Here is a 17,425-nt window from a genome sequence, read left to right on the forward strand (position 1 = left end):
GGGTAGAACCAGCAACTGAACGACGAAGTGCAATTTCGGAAAAAAATGGTAAATGAACCAACTCTATATGAATCGGTTCATTCGTTTTAAAGTGTTTATTATAATGCAAGTCTTTTATCTAGATCCATTCGAAATTCTCCATATGGATTGATATGATTGTAAATTAGAGGAGTGAGAGCGCGATAGTCTTCTGCTGTCATCTGATTGATCCATTCTTTTTCTTTCAGTACATGTTGAATTTTAAGAGTATTAATGTAGACTAAACAATTTTGCAGTAAGTGGAGACTAAGGATAGCAATTTCTTGTTCTTCTGGTTGATTCTTTTGGATCTCTCCACCTTTTCCATAAAAAACGAAATCACTGGCTGAATGCCAGTTTTCCACTACATTTAAACCAGCATGGATTTCTCTACGTATTTCTTCAAAATGCAGATATTCACATAAAAAGATAGTTCTCAACGCTTTTCCTAATTCTTGTAATGCTTTATAGGTAGGATGAGAGGTGTTTTTCGAAAATTGCTTTAAGATAGATTCTGTGTCTGCTACGCTTAATCGTAAAGCAGTTGCATATTTCACCATTTCATCAAACTGTTGACGAATCAATTCCCAATCAATTGTTTTTTGTGCGAGAACAGGCTGTAAATGAGGAAAACTGACTCCAGTATTAGGTTTATACAGTTTCTGTGAACTGATGTTTTTGAGACGTGGCATTAATTTGAAACCGAGCAAGTGACAAAATGCAAAACCTACTTCACTTTGTCCATGTGTATCAACAAAGTTTTTTTCAATTTCTTTATTGGTGTTGTGATTTAATAATCCATGAAGCATAGCAGCTACTTCAGAAGAATTCGGTGTATTTACTTGTGAGTGTATACACATCGATTTTTCCTCTACATGCCAGTAAACAGAGACGCCAGGGCCTCGATAACGTGGGAACCATTGAGTTCTTAAATTTTGATCATATGCTACAACTCTTGTGGAATCAGATGCACAAGAGGTTGTTCCTTTCCCCCAGACCTCTTCTAAACGATCTGCTAAAATGGCATTGACCACATGTTCATTGGCTGCCTTTAAGTTATCTTTGTAAATGTATTTTCGCTTAATATATAACAAATCTTTATAGGTAACATCTGTATTCCCTGCAGCAACCCTTTTTAGACCTGTGTTTGTTCCTAATCCGAAAAGACAAAGCAGCAAGCGTTTTTGAATGGTTTTTCGATCTAACCGTTCATGAGTAGCCAATGTTTGAAAGAGATCCGAAAACCCTACCCGTAAATCTGTTTCTTTTAAAATATCAATAAGATTAGTCATCGACCATCGATTTGCAATCTCTTGTTTGAGATAAGCTAACCGTTTGGGTTCAGGCTGTATATCGTCCTTTGCTAGAGAAATCCATCCACCTTTATATTCAGAAATGGATACTTTTTTATTTCTAGGTATTCCTTGATCTAGCATCGATAGCTTATCATGCATTTCCTGTTGTAACTCCGTAATCTTTTCATCCACATTAATTGGTAACTTAAGAGCTTCATAGTGTTCTTCTCGATTTTTAACAAAGTCAGGTGGGAGATGATCATCTGGATTTCGGTAACGATCTGCAACGACCACCCAAATTTCTCGGCACTTTAACTTATCTCGAAGAGCATGAAGAACACAAATCTCATAATTCATTCGGTTAATTTTCTCATTGCCTTTAGAATCTTTTTCTATGACATGTTCTCGCCATTTAGCAGGAATTATGTCTCTTCCAGTAGGAACATCGTCATCGTGAGCATAATTAATTTGAGTAGTACCCGAGTATTTACGAATCAACTCAATGGCTTTAATAAGAGGCTGATGATTCTGATTGTTGGAACGAAAATCTAACGTTTTCAGTAACTCTGTTACTGCTGTCCGATAGGAACTACTATAGGAGCTTCGGATTTTCCAATATACTTTTTCTTGATAAACCGAGTTCTTATATTTCAATTCTTTAATAATATTCTTTAGGGTGTCCATATCAACTAAAGGAAATAAAATATCTTTTACAATTCCATTTGGATTTTCGAGCGCAGCCTCTAATAATGAGATTAGAATGTCATTTTTGCCATGTACTTTTTTTACTTCTAGAATAAGGTCTTTCTTAACCTTTTTCTCCGCACGGCCGTCAATCTTATGGATAAGAGTGATTAAAATTTCGATTAAACTATCCGTTATCTCCTTGATTCTTGACCAAAAAAGTGCTGCTAGCAAAGTATAGCGTATGGCTGGTTGATGCCTACGTAGCTCTCTTTTCTCTTCCGATATAGCTCTTAATCGATATTTTTTTATTACTTTCGGTGGAATTAAGCTAAATAGGTTATCAGGGAGTTCCAACATATTTAAGGTTTTCCACTTATTAATTTCTAACAGCAATGTATCTTTGCTAACTCGTCCTGGACCTAGTGTAATCTTGCGAAAAGTAATTTTGTTTTTATCTTCTTGCTCTTCGCCTGTTTCATCGTTTTCCATGTCAACCCATGACTCCATAAGAGCATCCATACGGGATAGGGTAATAGGAGATAATTTTTGGTAAGTTTCTTTGTAGAATTGCTGTTCCTGATTCCAAACTGCTGATTTAACCACTCTTTCAATCTGGTCATCAGTAAGTGGCTCTATTTTTTTACGTCTAAATTCAGAGTAGACAGTCTCCTTTAAAGGTTCAAACTCATGAGCATAGTCCAACACCTTCCCCTGTAACCAGGTTGTTATCTCTTTCTCATCTTGAATTGTAACTTCACGAAAACCATATAATTTCCGGATTTCATTTCGATGATTCGTCAAGGTACGAGAACTCCAAGAATATAGATCAAACATCGCCGGATGTACTTTAAGCTGTTTTGCAATAAAATCGATTATTACTTTTGGAATATCACTAGACTTGGCTGGAAATCTGGCTTCATGCTGAAAAAATTTCATTATTACAGCAAAGCCCAGTTGCGAATTAACATACTTACTTTCAATCAACTTTTTTTCAGGTTCGATTAATGTAAAATGACCGATTAGTTCATCTAATTCCCATTGTTTTTTCATTTTGTACCTCTCAATTGAAATCACGATTTAAGTAGGCTGTAAGCATTAACAAGTAATTCTTGGTCCATTGGTTACTAGTTAGTTGCATTATTTTTTTTGTATCTTACGGTACAGAGTCATACGAGAGATACCAGCCTTTTCAGCAGCATCAGTCCGGCTCATCCCTTGTTCCATTAGATATAAAGCATACTTAATTTTTTCCTCGTCAGCTTTTGGTCTTCCAGGAAGTTTTCCTCGCTTCCTTGCAGCTAAAATTCCTTCCTTTGTTCGTTCAGAGGTAAGATCTCGCTCAAACTGTGCAATTCCAGCAAAAATGGTAAACAACATTTTTCCATGTGCTGTTGTTGTATCAAGCCAGGACTCCTTTAAACTTTTTAAATGCGCTCCCTTTTGTGAAATTAGCTCTGTAATCTCAATCAAATCTTTCGTGGAACGAGATAAACGAGTTAAATCCGTTACGACAACCGTATCTTCTTTTCGAAGAAACTCTAACATGCGGTTTAACTCCGGGCGATCCCGTTTAGTACCAGTCAGTTTTTCAAAAAAGATTTGTTCACATCCGAAATCTTCAAGCTGTTTCTTTTGGCGATCTAAATTTTGGTCAATTGTGGAAACTCGCATATAACCAAATTTCACATACATCCTCTCCTTCCTATATAATTGTATCAAAAACACTAAAATAATGATATTGTTACAAAATATTTTGTTACATATTTTTGTTACGTTAGTTATGGGAGATTGCTAGCTTAGAAAATTGTTGTGCACTCACGTAACAGAAACGAACGTTTTTGTGACAGCTATAGCATGGGGAACCTTGCCAAGATCCCAAAAAAGGCCCAGTAAATCGGCTTTTTGTATGGACAATCCGCAAGATTAATAAACATGACATATTAATAGTAAGTAATTAATTCCCTATGGAGGTGAGTTCATGCAACATATGTGTCATTGCTGCGGTGGTACAGGTGGGTGTCGTTACTGTGGTGGTACAGGAAAGTGTTGTTGTTGCGGTGGATCCGGTTGCCACCATTGTCAGAGAAGTGGATGTTGTCCCACTTGCCACTGCGGCAGGATGTGTGGATGCTGTGGTGGAACAGGTGTTCAACCATCAGTAGGTCGAGCTAAATAAATAATGAAAACAGGAGCTTGCTTGAAATGAAGCCCCTGTTTATTACATATTAATCCGTCTATTATTATGAAGCTTGTCGGCAAGCCTCCGCACAACGACGACACGCTTCAGCACATTGTTTTGCAATATCAGTACCAACACTTTCACAAAGATCAGCGCATTTGATACAAACATCCGCACAAGCTTTGGCGAGAGCACCCATAAACTCACTGTCTCTTGCACAAAATTTGCCGCAAGTATAACACAAATCAGCACAATCCCTTAAATATCGAATCAGTTTCGTGTTTTGCGTATCCAATGACTCAGCGTACGTTTTTTCACAAAATCTTGCTGCCTCAAAACATAATTCCATCGCATTTCCTTTAACATGTTCCACTTTTTAAACATCTCCTTTATGTATATTTTTTGCTTACCTTTTTACCATTTACCAAAACCAAAGGAAAAATGTGTTTTAAATCGATTTCTTCTTAGGGGTATTTTTACATATCCCCTCGAAGGGGTTCAGCCGAGATACGTGTAAAAAGTCATAGACTGGATTTTTTTTCATAACATGACCCATTGATGGTGGTATGATAAGTATGGAAATGATACTCTAACGCAACACAATTTACAGGAGAGGATAAAAGCCGAAAATAAAGTAGCTTTGCTTCATTTTTTGTTTTTGGGATACAACAGTGACTTTTTTCGGAGATTTCAAACGAAGTACATCTTTCTTTTAAGGTCCATCAGCATTAAGCTCGAATTTGATTAAATTATCCAGTTTCTTTGCTCACTGTTTAATGAGTGAATAAAAAAGTAACTAAAAAAGTGGGGGAAAACGGAAAGAATAAAACACATCACGCCTCTTGTAAGAAGAGTGGATGTGTTCATTAAAAAAACATATACTTTTCAATTTATCCATCTTTGACAATTTCATACTTTGGTGTGTAACCAGCCCGGTGAATAGCTTCTCTTAAGGAATTCAAATCTGTTTTCGATGGGTCAAAAATGACCGTTGCTGATTGATTTTTCACATTAACATTAAATTGAGAAACACCCAATACTTTTTTCAACTCAGCTTCGACCGAAGCTTTACAACTTCCTCAACTCATGCCTAGATCTTTAAAAACAACCATCTTTTCTCCAATTCCTGGATTCATGATTGAATTTTCGATTGAATTCTTTTTAAAAAAATCAAAGATCCCCATTCATTCTCACCTCACCATAATTATCTGTAACCGCCAAGTAGAAATGAACACTTTCTTACCTAAAAATGCTGAATAAGACTGAACACTATTTTCCAGTAGAGACGTGCGCTTTATTTGGAGAGGCGGACATGATAGCCTACTTCGTCTGAGCCAGATTCTTTGGTACATCTGGCTTCATGGCTCGTGATCTTGCGCGCAGGGGCTCCATGTAAAGTGACAACATGTCCCCACAACTTCCAGTAAAGTGTTCACTTCAATTTAGCAAAAAGTGTTCAAAGTTATCAGGCGGTTACATTATCTCACCTTACCCTGCACAACAGGATAATTTGGAAACATCCTTATCAAAAGTAAGAGCTGCTAACTTTAATCCTTCCGCCATCGTCAAATAAGGCGCAAGGCTTTCGCGTAAATCTTGAACCGTTAAACCAAATTTAACTGCCAATGTTCCTGCATAAATAACATCCCCGGCATTTTCGGCCACAATATGAACGCCAAGCACTTTTAATGTTTTCGCGTCAGCGATCAGTTTGAAAACACCAGTTGTTTCCCGGTTTACAAGGGCTCTCGGTACAGCATCTAAAGGTAAAACGGACGTCTTTACTTCATATCCTTCTGCTTTCGCTTGTTCTTCAGTGAGCCCCACAGTAGCAATCGAAGGATTCGTAAACGTGACTCCTGGAACGAAACGAAGATCAATTTTTTGTTCCGTAACAGCCAAGGCATTTCTAGCCGCAACCCCGCCTTCATAGGCTGCTACATACACAAATTGAGGTCCCATTGTTACATCTCCTGCGGCAAAAATGCGCGGATTGCTTGTCCGGAGATATTCATCAATGATCACTTCTTCCCGAGATCCGACCTTAACACCGGCAGCATCAAGGTTAAGTGCTGCTGTATTTGGCTTTCGGCCAGTGGCAACAAGAAGCTGTTCTGCTTCAATTACCTGTTTCTCACCATTCACCACAATGTGAATACGTTTGACATCCCCGTCTTTTTCTACTCTCTCATACGTCGCACCCGTAATTAAACTTATCCCTTGTTCCGTTAAGGCTTCTGTTACAGCCTCAGAAATTTCAGGGTCATATGTTTTTAAAATGCGTGGACTTCGCTGGATTAAGGTCACTTCCGATCCCAAATTATGGAATAGCTGTCCTAGTTCCATCGCAATATATCCAGAACCAATGACGGCTAGGCGTTTCGGAAGTTCTTTCAGTTCAAGAGCTGTAGTACTCGTTAGAAAATCGACTTCTTTTAAACCTTCAATGTCTGGCACCTGTGGAGAAGCACCGGTTGAAATGAAAAAGCTTTTCGCTGTAATCTTCCGCCCATCAACCTCTACCGTGTTCTCATCAAGGAATTTCGCTTCCCCTTGGATAAGGTCAAAACCGTAATCATCGATTAAATTGACGTATTTCTCCTGACGCATATTGTCAACAAGTTCATTCTTTTTGTTAACTAATGTGGCTAAATCTACCGGTCCCGCTGAAATGTCTAGTCCGAGAAAAGGATTCATGCGAGCCAAATGATTGATTTCCCCGGCACGAAGCAGTGTTTTGGAAGGGACACACCCAATATTGACACAAGTTCCGCCTATGGTGCCACGCTCGACCATGGCTACTTTAGCACCTTGTCCGACTGCTTCAATCGCTGCCGAAAAGGCAGCTCCGCCGGATCCAATAATAAGTAAATCATAGTCGCCTTCCTGGCTCAGTTCAGGTTTTCTTTCACTGGAAATGATTTCAGCCTCCCCAGGCATGTACCCGGTATCCGCGATTGCTTTCTTTGCTTTTTCAATGTCGCTTTTCTCTTCAACCTGGAAAGTTGCTTCTCCTTTGCGAAAACTTGCCGTTACATTCTTTGCGCCAATACTGTTCAATGCGTTGATCACGTGATCTTCACAACCAGCACAAGTCATTCCCTGTGTAGGAATTCGTACGTTTATCTCTTTTTCAGACATAATTATTCACCTTTCCAATTTAAATTCGTATTACTTTACAAAGGGAGTTTCGGAAACCAATAAAAAATCAGATAAATCCCTGTCGCCAATGTAATGGCGCCGCTTAATTTTCCCATCCACCGGGCGCTTGAACGGACAAAGTCCATTACAAGTTGTTGGGAAATCGTTGAAGCCAGTGAAATTAACGTAACAACGAAACCCATCCCAAGTGCGTACAACAGGAAGTTAAACATCCCGCTCAGAAAACCACTTGCCCCAAATGAGGATAAAACCAAAACAGAGAATAATGGTAAAGTACAACCAAGGGAGCCGAGAGCGTATGCGATTCCATAAAGGAATAGGGATATTTTCGCGCCTTTTTTCATTTCCCAATTACCACCGATATGAAACGAAAATACATTTTTGCCAGACATCATGAAGATACCTGCAACAGCAAAGCCAACCGCAACGAAAAACGCAATCCATGGCATAGCTTTCCCTAATAATTCGGCAAAAATAACGGAAACTAATCCGGCAATCAGAAAGACTACCAAAAAGCCGGTTGTCATAAGCAGGCCAGCCCAAAGGCCATCGAACGCTTTCCTTTTCTGTCCGCCTAATAAGTAAACGATGTACGAAGGCAGCATCGCAATGCCACAGGGATTGAATGCCGCCATCATACCGGTTCCAAGGATAAGAAGTGCAGTTGCCGTCATTTTAGCTCATTCTCCAATTCTGAAATTGAAGGGTACACTCCACTAAAAATAAGCTTATTCTGATAAATAATCATAACCGTATCAATGGAGGTAACGTTAAATTTTTGTATCAGCGATTGATCCTTATCGATGGTAAAAGGCCATTTTGCCTGCGTGTTTTCCCTAAATTCTTGAATCGTCTCTTTTGTGTCATTCACTGGATCCATGGCAATGGAAACCAGATCGATATTAGGATTGTCCGCAAACTTGGTTAGGTTCCCTGCCATAACTGCACAAGATGGACACCCGGTAGATATCATAAAATGAAGAATGGTCTTTTTGTTGGGGTCGACCTTTACAACCTTTTCGTCGATATCTGTAAAACTCAAATTGGAAACTGTCGGATTTTCAGCTGTTTTACTTGCCTGCTCAGATGTTTTCACAACGCCCGCACCTGCTGATCCCCCCAATTTGGTAACCGCAAAATAACCAATACCGATTACAGCAAGTAAAAGAACAAGAAGAGCAGCGCGTTTCATGACTTCACTTCCTTCTTATCAGGAAGACAGCAATCCATGGTTTGATCTTCCGTTTTTTCGGGCCACATTTTACTTAAGACCCTGTAAAGGGACAAGGCAAATAATGCCCCTAAAATAATAAAGGCCGCAGTTTTATAAGTAGTTAAATAGGCTCCCAATGCAGTACCTGCCAATAAAGGGATGATTAAAATCAGATGGCACGGACAAGTTAGGAATGCTAAAGCTCCCCATCCCCAGCCTTTCATTTTTTCCTTCAAGAAAATTCCTCCCTCCATCAAACTCTAGTAAAGAATTCTTAATCCTTAGATTCTCGTACAACAATTGATATGTTCAGCATTGTCGGCGACGACCTGGCGGGCCAGTTCGATTATGTTTCGAATTCTTTCGTCTGTAATCCGATAATAAATAAATTTGCCTTCTTGGCGTGTCGACACATAACCACACCATTTCAAACAAGCAAGCTGGTTTGATATTTGAGATTGTTTCATTCCTAACTCATGAACTAATTGACTAACATTTTTTTCGGATTCGAGCAAGGACACAGCGATTTTAAATCTCGCCGGATTCGATAGTCCGTGAAAAAACTTCGCTATAAGCTCGTGCTGTAAATCCTCCAACTGCAAAACAGGTTGTTCTTTCACCATTTTAACACCTCCACTTTATATATTATAATATTTTAATATTTAATTACAAATATTTTTGCTTTGCTTACGGGAATAATTATAATAATTAATTTCCCCCTTGACCTCCCCCTAAGGTTAAGGTTGTATACTCTGGTTAGTTAACTAAGTTTTATCAGATGAAAGGGGGCAAGCAGGTGGATTCATTTACAATCGGTCAACTATCAGAAGAAACCGGAGTCACTCGAAAAGCGATTCGCTTGTATGAAGAAAAGGGATTGATCCTGCCTTCCATTAAGCGCAGTGAGGGTAACTACCGTGTTTATAACCAAGATCATGTATTTTGTATCAATTGCATTAAACAGCTTCAATCGTTAGGCGTATCCCTAGAGGAAATGAAAGATTTATCTGTGATTTTCGTAAAAGATACTGTAGAAGTTGAACCTCGTCTTCAACAATTGTTGAAGGAAAAACTGGCCAAAATCGATGAGCATATCGAAGAACTGCAAAAATTACGTCAACATGTTTCATCGTTTCTTGACTCCCCGGAAGATGTATTTAGTCAAATGGAGGGATTTACAAATGAAGAATGAATCCGAAATCAAAGAATTTTATAATGTATTGTTATTTAGCCTGCCTAAAGAAACAAGGCCTATCCTGAGGGCAGTATTTTTCTCGATTCGTGAGGGGCGGCCTGTTTCCGAAGATTTTTTAGCAAAGCAAACGGGAATTGAAACAAAAACCGTTGAGTCAGTAGTAGAAATATTAGCCCAACGGCAGATGATCGTTCGTGGAGACAATCGAAAAATAGTAGGGGCCTTGGGATTATCGATTATACAGACTAATAATAAGATCCAAATGGAAGGACGAACTTTATTTGCCTGGTGTGCAATTTCTACATTGGAACTGTCTACTGCGCTGGAGGCTGATGTCGATATACATTCCAGCTGTGCGTACACAGGTGAATCGATTGAGGTAACTGTCCGAAACGGGAAATTGGAAAAGGTAACTCCCGATTCTACAGTAATCTGGACGGTGCCGTTTGATTCAGAGGCTCCATGGGCTGGTGGAACATGTAAACAGATTCACTATTTTAGCTCAGTTGAGCATGCAAACAAGTGGAAAGAAGAACATCCAAAATTGCATGGGGAAGTCATGACTTTGGAACAAGCCCTCTCTTTTGGAAACGAATTGAAAAATTTCTTATCATAGGGGCTGGATCTCATGAATGGATCCAGACAAGAAAACCAAAAGGTTAAAAGAAAACCCTATACATCGCTTTTGTTCCATTGATCATCCCTTTTCTGGACACTTTAATTGTGTAGCACACGCATATGTAGAAATATTTATTAGGTAACACGAGAGTAACATAAAAATTTACAAAAAGCTCAGGAGGAAAAAGACATGAAAAAAGAAATTCAGGAACTCGTAACCTTACTTGACCAACGGTCTAAAAAGAGAGAGGGAGGAAGCTCCATGCAGTGGATCTTCCGGCCGACGTTACAAATGCTGACAGAGGGGGAGCCAGTTACCATTGAAGACATCGCGACAGCGACTGGAAAACCTGTCGAAGAGGTAGGGAAAGTTGTCCAGTCTCTACCCAGCGTGGAGCTCGATGAACAAGGCCGTGTCGTTGGTTATGGTCTCACCATGGTACCAACCCCTCACCACTTCAAGGTTGATGGGAAGCAACTATATGCATGGTGCGCCCTTGATACACTTATGTTTCCGGGACTCATCGGCCGCTCGGCTCATATCGAGTCACCTTGCCACTCCACCGGTAAGCCCGTACGGTTGACGGTAGAACCAGAACGCATTGTAAAGGTGGAACCTTCCACGGCAGTAGTTTCGATCGTTACGCCAGACGATATGTCCGCGGTCCGCTCGGCATTCTGCAACGAAGTCCATTTTTTCAGCTCACCGAGTGCAGCGCAGGACTGGCTTAACCAACATCCAGGGGGAAAAGTGTTATCTGTTGAAGATGCTTTTAAACTTGGAAACCTTATGGGGAAGAATTACGAAAAAACAGGCCCTTCCAATGGGTCCTGCTGTGACATCTAGTCTTAAGTACGACGATGCCAGAAGGGGTATTACATGGTTTGATAAAGATGGATACAAGGCTATTCTTTCTCAATAGCAATTATCCTCCGAACAATATCCTCCTTGTAGGAATGAGCTTAGGGGGGTCAAGTCCATGGCCCATTGAGGTTGCGAATCAAAAAAACATTTAAATTCTAGGAGGAAAAAGCAAGCATGAAAACTTCAATCTGTCCTGCCTGTGGGTGTTCCCTAGTACGATTAGGGATTGAAAAAGATAAGGCAGCCGTATACAAATATAAAGATGAAGAATATCAATTTTGTTGCCAGGGATGTGTAGATATTTTTATTACCGATCCGGATAAATATCTTGCGGAAATAGCCGACTGGGTTGTTTGTCCCGCTTGTTTAGCTGAAAAACCAGCGGAGTTCACAATTGAATATCAGCATGAGGATATCAAATTTAATTTTTGCAGATGTCCTCATTGTATGACAGAGTTCAAAAAGAATCCTGATTTTTATATAAAACGTCTGGCTGGTGAAATCAAAAATTCTGAACTCTTTGGTGATAACTCAGCTTGCTGTTAATGAAAATTCGTTTTCATCGATATATATCTGAAACTGCTAAACGTAAGCAGCACACCAATGCGATATGCCTTTTCACATGTAAAGGAAACCTATTTATGTAGATGATTAAATTTGATCGAAAAATGAACTACTTATGGCCTCCGCTTATTTATGGAGCCCATTAAAATTTAAATCCTTTCAAAACATAATATTTTAATGTTAAAATATATATATATGATATTTTAACATGTTTTTGGAAGGGAAATTTATCATGAGAGAGTCACAAAAAGTTGATTTATGTATAATAACAATCTTTATAATTGCTTTATTATTTATAGCTAGTCCGGTAGCTGCACATGGTTTTGAAAATCATGAAAAGAATAATTTATTGTTATGGATTATCGGGTTTCTCATAGTACTTAGCTCTGCTATCACTATTGGTGCATGGACAAAAACGATTTATTCTGGATTTATGAAACAAGAGTATCAGGTACCGTCAAGAATTTTGTGTAAGCTCGCAGGGTTTCCTTTGGAATTGCCAATATATTAGACCTTAAGCAGCCTTGGTGACTACACAAAAAGTTTCAGAAGGTTCTGTCAAGGGCGAAGTGTATACGAGTCCCTTGACAGGTTCTTCGAACTTTTTAAGCTTTAAAAAAGGTGCTTAAGGATTATCTATATCGCTCTTCAAACATGTCATATAAAGCTTGATATGCGCTGACAAATCCGCGTAATTTTCGTTCAGACCATTTTTCATTAATGCCTTGAACGGTTAAATATACAATTTTCTCAGCGGCTTTAATGTCAGGTAAACTGTTCATGGGCTTCAGTCTTTTACGAATGTCCTTGATGGTCCGCTCAATCCAGTTGGTGGTGTAAATTACACTCCGAATGGAGGAGGGATATTTCAAAAATGTGAGTAATACCGGCAAATCTTTTTCCCATGAGGACACCTCTCTTGGATACTTGTTCTGCCATTTCTCTTGAAACATATAGAATTGTTCTTCAGCCTGTGAGTGAGTGAAGGACCGGTAGATTGCCTTCAGATCTTCAGCGACTTCTTCTCGATCCTTCTTACGCACACGATTTAAGGTGTGTCGTACTTTGTGTACCACACAACGCTGGACATCTGCTTTCGGATAAAGGCTTTTAAAAGCTTCTTCTAAGCCAGGAAGTCCATCAAATACACCGAGTAAGACTTCCTTCAACCCACGTTGATAGAGGTCTTGAAGCATCTCTTGCCAACCAAGAGCACTCTCTTGACCACCAATGTAGAAACCTAACAGTTCACGATATCCTTCTACAGTGACTCCAATGGCAAAGTAAATCACTTCGTTCGCCACGGTGTCACGGCGGAGTTTGATATACATGCCATCCAGATATAGCACAGAATAGCGTGGGTGTAATTCGCGTTGCTGCCACGCCTGGATATCTTCCATGGCCACTTCCGTGATATTACTGATGGTCGTGGGAGAGTAAGAAGAACCGAGAATGCGTTCAATGAACTTCCCTACTTCACGGGTACTCATGCCACTTTGATACATCTTGATAATGGTTTCCTCAAGCCATCCATCTCGACGTTGGTAAGGAGCAAAGAGCTGAGTTTGAAATTCACCTCGGCGATCTCGTGGTACTGATAATTCTTCGATTTTGCCGTATCTCGTGTCTAATGAACGTTTATAATATCCATTTTTGCTGTTTGGATGATTAGGTCTTTCAACTTTCAAGTAGTTATCCAGTTCTGCTTTCATGATGATTTCAAGTCTTTCTTGAATAAATGATTTTATGATTTCTTCCAGTTGATTTGTGAAGTCGGAATTGTTTATACTTGATGACATAGGTAGGGATTACTCCTCTCTTATGGAATCTAGACAATTCCGAGGATACCCTACCTATTTTTATGTTTTCAAGGGCTTACACAAAATATTTTACGTCATCGAGTATCATCACGTGATTCGCGCTACTACAGTTTTAATTTCTTTTCTTTTATGGTTTTTACTTATTGGTGTTCAAAACTATATTCTTTCTATTGGGAATAATATGGTCATTTATAAAATTTCGATTTACACAGGTTATTTTGGGGTCTTCGGAATATATAGTGGAATTACTATTTTAATAATTTAAAAACAGTTAGTGTTAAATCGGATTATTTAGTGGAATACTAAGGAAAATAATAGTTCCAATCAAACACAAACACAGGTGATTATAGGTTGAAAAAAATTTAAATAGTCAGTGCAAGGGAAATAAATTACTATATTGTAAAGGTGTCATAACGTACTGATAAAAAAGATGCTTATATTATGAATTTCACTGTATAAACGTCTTGACACAAAAACTATTACACTATATAATGTAATTGTGAAATGGAGGAGGAAATAATGGCTGAAAACTGGTGTACACCAAAACCAAAACTAACGGAACGCCCCTTGTTAGATACAGATAACGCTGAGGGTTTAAGTGAGACCTTTAAAATACTTTCTAATGGGACTCGACTCAGAATATTGCACACTTTAATTCGAACACCAAATTTATCTGTTAGTGAGGTAGCAGAACAGCTTGAAATGAAACCTCAAGCCATTTCCAACCAACTTCAACGATTGGTCGATAAAGGCATCGTTCGCAATAATCGTGAAGGCAATTTTATTCGGTACCGAATTGTTGATAATTGTGTCGTTAGTCTTTTAGACCAAGGTTGGTGTTTAACCGAGGATTTACCAAAATAATAAGGAGGAGTTTGGTATGGAAAAATGTGCGAGACCAAGCTGTAATTGTCTTCTTGGTGAAAACAAAGTAGAAGTAGAAGGAAAAGTTTATTGCAGTCAAGAATGTGTAGATAACTGTACTGATGAAGTCTGTGAGTGCAAAGATTGTAGCTGTGCTACTGCATAAATGAATAATGAAAAGGTTATCCCTGCATCAATGGGATAACCTTTTTTACGTAGGATATTCAATGAAAGATAATTAATATCGTAACACTACGAGTAGTAAAGGATGAACAGTATGTCAGACTTATTATTACTACCAGATCTTAAAACAACAGAACCACCACAAGAAAATGAAAGCGATATGATGTTTAAAGTGGAAGCAATCGAACCGCCTGAACGTTGTCCTGAATGTGGTTTTGATAAGTTGTATAGGCATGACTCACGAAAGCAACTAATTATGGACTTGCCCATTCGTTTGAAGCGAGTGGGCTTACAACTAAAGCGTAGACGTTATAAATGTCGTGAATGTGGTTCTACCTTTTGGGAACGTCTTATTTCTATTGACGAAAAACGTAGCATGACTAAAAGGTTGTTAAAGTCCATTGAAGAGCAGTCTATGTCCAAGACCTTTGTGGATGTCGCTGAAAGCGTCGGTGTAGACGAAAAGACCGTAAGAAACGTCTTTAAGGACTATGTAGCATTTAAAGAACAAGAATACCAATTTGAGACTCCTAAATGGCTTGGAATAGATGAAATACATATTATCCGTAAACCTCGTCTTGTATTGACTAATGTTGAACGTAAAACCATCTTTGATATTAAGCCTAATCGTAATAAGAATACTGTTATACAAAGGCTTTCAGAGATTGGTGATAGGCATTACATTGAATACGTCACAATGGATATGTGGAAGCCTTACAAAGATGCAGTAAATACTGTTTTGCCACACGCTAAAGTAGTTGTAGATAAGTTTCATGTAGTCCGAATGGCTAATCAAGCATTAGATAATGTTAGGAAGTCTCTCAGAGCCAATATGACAGCCAAAGAAAGGCGTACCCTTATGCGTGAAAGGTATATCCTTCTTAAACGAAAGCATGACTTGAATGAAAGAGACTCATTTCTTTTAGATACTTGGTTAAGTAATAGCTCTGACCTAAAAGAAGCCTATGAAATTAAAGAAGAGTTCTACATGATATGGGATACAGATGATTCTGACGAGGGGATGGATCGTTATAGATATTGGAGACAACGTTGTTTATCCAGTAACTCTAAAGACGCATATAAAGACCTTGTTAGAGCTGTAGACAACTGGCAGGATGAAATCTTCAACTACTTCGATAAAAGGCTCACTAACGCTTATACAGAGTCCATTAATAGTATTATTAGGCAAGTAGAACGAATGGGTAGAGGTTACTCCTTTGAAGCCTTACGAGCCAAAATACTTTTTAATGAAAAACTACATAAGAGACGTAAGCCACGTTTTAATTCGAGTGCGTTCAGCAAAGCTATATTATACGAAACTCTCAATTGGTATGAAGTGACAGACCACAACATAACAGACAACTATGGTGTTGATTTTTCCACACTAATTAAGAAATTGGAGAAGGGTGGAATATAAGCCCTTTTCCACCATAAAATCCGAATACCCTTATTTTGTACTGCCGTTTGCATTACTTTCACTTTGGCGTATGATTTGGCCATTTTCAAGCAAACATCTTTCATAGTATATTAGGCCTAGTGACAGGGTTCCTGCTGTAGACCGCAAAGTAAAATTGAAGAAATAATAAAACGCGCCCTATTTTTTTATTTCTTCAAGCCTTCTTCTGTTGACTGCTCTATATAAGGAACCTTGAGATATTCCAGTTGCTGAGACTATCTCCTTTATAGAATATTCTTCACTATCATACATCCTTAGCGCAACAGCAAGCTTTTCTTTATCCAACTTGGGTCTACCTAATGTTTTCCCACGTCTTCTACTTGCTTCAAGTCCTTCCTTTACTCTCTCAGCAATAAGGTTTCTTTCTAATTCAGCAATGACACACATCATTTGGAACATGGCTTTGCCCGTAGAGGTTCTTGTATCCATATTTTCTTTTAAAGAAATGAATTGTACCCCCATCTCTTCTAACTGTTGAATAATGTTGAGGATATCCAATGTTTTACGTCCTAAACGGGAGATACTCTCCACTACAACTGTATCGCCTTTCCGAACGACATCAAAAAGTTGATGAAGTCCTTTTCGATCTTTAACCGTACCAGTAAATTTCTCCTTAACTATTTTTTCACAACCATATTCATTAAGCATAGCAATTTGCCGATCTAAGTTTTGATCAATAGTAGACACCCGAGCATAACCAATTATCATAAGTAACCTCCATTAAACTTGTATATTTTTATTTTACTAGAGAGGTACTTATTGTAAAGGTATTTGGTAATAGTTTTGGTAATTATTTTTGGTAACTGCTAATTTTAATAAAATCACAGGACAGAAGGTCCATGGTGGGACATTACAAAAACACTGGTTTTTGGTAATAGCATGTATTAACATGTAGATAGGTTATTCAGCAATCGGGCCATTTAATTGAATGAACTAGGTTAAAATTGAATCAATTTAAAAGCAAAAGAAAGGGGGATTATAATATGGGTTTAGCATTGGATATTGCGCGTTCCATATTGCCTCTTGTAATAGTGGGTGGGATTGCAGTATTTGTAATTCTGAGAATGAAGCATAAATATGAGAAAGGCACCCTGGGTAAGAAAAAAACGAAAGACGCTCAAAATTTATTGGATAGCTTAATACCATTCGGAATGATGATTGGTTTTGCTATTGCTATATTTTTAAGTATATTTTCACCAATTTCCTTACTATCTGCAATGACTTGGGGACCTGGAATAGGTTTTTTATTTGGATATTTTGCGTATGAAATTTATAGCAAAAAAGAAGAGAGTCATTCGTAATAACT

Annotated in this window: 19 protein-coding genes and 1 pseudogene; 9 read left to right on the forward strand and 11 right to left on the reverse strand. The window is 38.5% G+C overall.

The window, feature by feature from the left end; genetic code table 11:
* Window positions 1–98 precede the first annotated feature (98 nt).
* A complete protein-coding gene (locus CWS20_RS23290) occupies window positions 99–3,050 on the reverse strand; it encodes a Tn3 family transposase (protein ID WP_101226399.1) in 2,952 nt (983 codons plus the stop codon).
* A gap of 87 nt (window positions 3,051–3,137) precedes the next feature.
* Window positions 3,138–3,686 carry a recombinase family protein gene (locus CWS20_RS23295; protein WP_101226415.1) on the reverse strand — a complete coding sequence of 183 codons (549 nt, stop codon included), beginning with the start codon at window positions 3,684–3,686 and terminating at the stop codon, window positions 3,138–3,140.
* Window positions 3,687–4,012: 326 nt separating this feature from the next.
* Between CWS20_RS23295 and CWS20_RS23300 the strand changes: the two genes are divergently transcribed.
* Window positions 4,013–4,162, forward strand: coding sequence for a hypothetical protein (locus tag CWS20_RS23300; protein WP_241504251.1), 150 nt, complete (start codon window positions 4,013–4,015; stop codon window positions 4,160–4,162).
* Between the two features lie 78 nt (window positions 4,163–4,240).
* Here CWS20_RS23300 and CWS20_RS23305 read toward each other — a convergent pair whose 3' ends face one another.
* The 7 genes and pseudogenes from CWS20_RS23305 to CWS20_RS23335 all read right to left on the reverse strand — a co-directional run bounded on the left by CWS20_RS23305 (window position 4,241) and on the right by CWS20_RS23335 (window position 9,177).
* Window positions 4,241–4,552, reverse strand: a complete 312-nt coding sequence (locus CWS20_RS23305; RefSeq protein WP_101226401.1) for a four-helix bundle copper-binding protein — start codon at window positions 4,550–4,552, stop codon at window positions 4,241–4,243.
* A gap of 517 nt (window positions 4,553–5,069) precedes the next feature.
* A pseudogene (locus CWS20_RS23310) lies at window positions 5,070–5,246 on the reverse strand (heavy-metal-associated domain-containing protein); the annotation flags it as partial.
* Window positions 5,247–5,667: 421 nt separating this feature from the next.
* A complete protein-coding gene (gene merA / locus CWS20_RS23315) occupies window positions 5,668–7,320 on the reverse strand; it encodes a mercury(II) reductase (RefSeq protein ID WP_101226403.1) in 1,653 nt (550 codons plus the stop codon).
* Window positions 7,321–7,355: 35 nt separating this feature from the next.
* Window positions 7,356–8,015: a cytochrome c biogenesis CcdA family protein gene (locus tag CWS20_RS23320; RefSeq protein WP_101226404.1), complete on the reverse strand. Its 660-nt coding sequence runs from the start codon at window positions 8,013–8,015 to the stop codon at window positions 7,356–7,358.
* A complete protein-coding gene (locus CWS20_RS23325; protein WP_101226405.1) occupies window positions 8,012–8,533 on the reverse strand; it encodes a TlpA family protein disulfide reductase in 522 nt (173 codons plus the stop codon). Before CWS20_RS23325 ends, CWS20_RS23320 begins: the two co-directional genes overlap by 4 nt.
* Complete coding sequence (locus CWS20_RS23330; RefSeq protein WP_241504252.1) at window positions 8,530–8,790, reverse strand: transporter; 261 nt, start codon at window positions 8,788–8,790, stop codon at window positions 8,530–8,532. The genes CWS20_RS23325 and CWS20_RS23330 overlap by 4 nt, the downstream gene beginning before the upstream one ends.
* Before the next feature lie 45 nt (window positions 8,791–8,835).
* The gene (locus CWS20_RS23335) at window positions 8,836–9,177 is read right to left on the reverse strand and encodes an ArsR/SmtB family transcription factor (RefSeq protein WP_101226406.1); all 342 of its coding nucleotides are present in this window, start codon (window positions 9,175–9,177) and stop codon (window positions 8,836–8,838) included.
* A gap of 173 nt (window positions 9,178–9,350) precedes the next feature.
* Here CWS20_RS23335 and merR2 point away from each other — a divergent pair, with 173 nt between their 5' ends.
* The 5 genes from merR2 (at window position 9,351) to CWS20_RS23360 (ending at window position 12,307) form a co-directional block, all read left to right on the forward strand.
* A complete protein-coding gene (merR2, locus tag CWS20_RS23340; RefSeq protein WP_134230076.1) occupies window positions 9,351–9,746 on the forward strand; it encodes a mercury resistance transcriptional regulator MerR2 in 396 nt (131 codons plus the stop codon).
* Entirely contained in the window at window positions 9,736–10,365 is a 630-nt protein-coding gene (merB, locus tag CWS20_RS23345) for an organomercurial lyase (RefSeq protein ID WP_142385415.1), read from the forward strand. Before merR2 ends, merB (CWS20_RS23345) begins: the two co-directional genes overlap by 11 nt.
* 192 nt (window positions 10,366–10,557) lie before the next feature.
* Window positions 10,558–11,214, forward strand: coding sequence for an organomercurial lyase MerB (gene merB / locus CWS20_RS23350; RefSeq protein ID WP_101226409.1), 657 nt, complete (start codon window positions 10,558–10,560; stop codon window positions 11,212–11,214).
* Window positions 11,215–11,406: 192 nt separating this feature from the next.
* Entirely contained in the window at window positions 11,407–11,778 is a 372-nt protein-coding gene (locus CWS20_RS23355) for a YHS domain-containing protein (protein ID WP_101226410.1), read from the forward strand.
* Window positions 11,779–12,028: 250 nt separating this feature from the next.
* Window positions 12,029–12,307: a hypothetical protein gene (locus tag CWS20_RS23360; protein WP_101226411.1), complete on the forward strand. Its 279-nt coding sequence runs from the start codon at window positions 12,029–12,031 to the stop codon at window positions 12,305–12,307.
* A 121-nt stretch (window positions 12,308–12,428) separates the two neighbouring features.
* Here CWS20_RS23360 and CWS20_RS23365 read toward each other — a convergent pair whose 3' ends face one another.
* Complete coding sequence (locus CWS20_RS23365; RefSeq protein WP_101226412.1) at window positions 12,429–13,595, reverse strand: IS256 family transposase; 1,167 nt, start codon at window positions 13,593–13,595, stop codon at window positions 12,429–12,431.
* Window positions 13,596–14,135: 540 nt separating this feature from the next.
* Between CWS20_RS23365 and CWS20_RS23370 the strand changes: the two genes are divergently transcribed.
* On the forward strand, window positions 14,136–14,480 hold the full coding sequence (locus CWS20_RS23370) for an ArsR/SmtB family transcription factor (RefSeq protein WP_041846673.1): 345 nt from the start codon (window positions 14,136–14,138) through the stop codon (window positions 14,478–14,480).
* 277 nt (window positions 14,481–14,757) lie between these two features.
* Window positions 14,758–16,080: an ISL3 family transposase gene (locus CWS20_RS23380; protein ID WP_041846675.1), complete on the forward strand. Its 1,323-nt coding sequence runs from the start codon at window positions 14,758–14,760 to the stop codon at window positions 16,078–16,080.
* Window positions 16,081–16,257: 177 nt separating this feature from the next.
* Here the strand turns inward: CWS20_RS23380 and CWS20_RS23385 are convergent, their stop codons facing one another.
* Window positions 16,258–16,827 (reverse strand): recombinase family protein, encoded by a 570-nt coding sequence (locus CWS20_RS23385; protein WP_066194357.1) that lies wholly within the window; start codon window positions 16,825–16,827, stop codon window positions 16,258–16,260.
* A 275-nt stretch (window positions 16,828–17,102) separates the two neighbouring features.
* Between CWS20_RS23385 and CWS20_RS23390 the strand changes: the two genes are divergently transcribed.
* A complete protein-coding gene (locus CWS20_RS23390) occupies window positions 17,103–17,420 on the forward strand; it encodes a hypothetical protein (RefSeq protein ID WP_066194366.1) in 318 nt (105 codons plus the stop codon).
* The last annotated feature ends 5 nt before the right edge of the window (window positions 17,421–17,425 follow it).

The organism is Cytobacillus horneckiae (genome assembly GCF_002835735.1).
GTDB classification, from domain to species: domain Bacteria; phylum Bacillota; class Bacilli; order Bacillales; family Cytobacillaceae; genus Cytobacillus; species Cytobacillus horneckiae.

What these genes read in the sequence shown, in the direction of transcription:
- CWS20_RS23370 (WP_041846673.1), top strand. Translation starts at nt 14,136, where the DNA reads ATGGCTGAAAACTGGTGTACACCAAAACCAAAACTAACGGAACGCCCC.
- CWS20_RS23390 (WP_066194366.1), top strand. Translation starts at nt 17,103, where the DNA reads ATGGGTTTAGCATTGGATATTGCGCGTTCCATATTGCCTCTTGTAATA.
- CWS20_RS23325 (WP_101226405.1), bottom strand. Translation starts at nt 8,533, where the DNA reads ATGAAACGCGCTGCTCTTCTTGTTCTTTTACTTGCTGTAATCGGTATT.
- merA (WP_101226403.1), bottom strand. Translation starts at nt 7,320, where the DNA reads ATGTCTGAAAAAGAGATAAACGTACGAATTCCTACACAGGGAATGACT.
- CWS20_RS23335 (WP_101226406.1), bottom strand. Translation starts at nt 9,177, where the DNA reads ATGGTGAAAGAACAACCTGTTTTGCAGTTGGAGGATTTACAGCACGAG.
- merB (WP_101226409.1), top strand. Translation starts at nt 10,558, where the DNA reads ATGAAAAAAGAAATTCAGGAACTCGTAACCTTACTTGACCAACGGTCT.
- CWS20_RS23290 (WP_101226399.1), bottom strand. Translation starts at nt 3,050, where the DNA reads ATGAAAAAACAATGGGAATTAGATGAACTAATCGGTCATTTTACATTA.
- CWS20_RS23320 (WP_101226404.1), bottom strand. Translation starts at nt 8,015, where the DNA reads ATGACGGCAACTGCACTTCTTATCCTTGGAACCGGTATGATGGCGGCA.
- CWS20_RS23360 (WP_101226411.1), top strand. Translation starts at nt 12,029, where the DNA reads ATGAGAGAGTCACAAAAAGTTGATTTATGTATAATAACAATCTTTATA.
- CWS20_RS23385 (WP_066194357.1), bottom strand. Translation starts at nt 16,827, where the DNA reads ATGATAATTGGTTATGCTCGGGTGTCTACTATTGATCAAAACTTAGAT.
- CWS20_RS23365 (WP_101226412.1), bottom strand. Translation starts at nt 13,595, where the DNA reads ATGTCATCAAGTATAAACAATTCCGACTTCACAAATCAACTGGAAGAA.
- CWS20_RS23380 (WP_041846675.1), top strand. Translation starts at nt 14,758, where the DNA reads ATGTCAGACTTATTATTACTACCAGATCTTAAAACAACAGAACCACCA.
- CWS20_RS23355 (WP_101226410.1), top strand. Translation starts at nt 11,407, where the DNA reads ATGAAAACTTCAATCTGTCCTGCCTGTGGGTGTTCCCTAGTACGATTA.
- merB (WP_142385415.1), top strand. Translation starts at nt 9,736, where the DNA reads ATGAAGAATGAATCCGAAATCAAAGAATTTTATAATGTATTGTTATTT.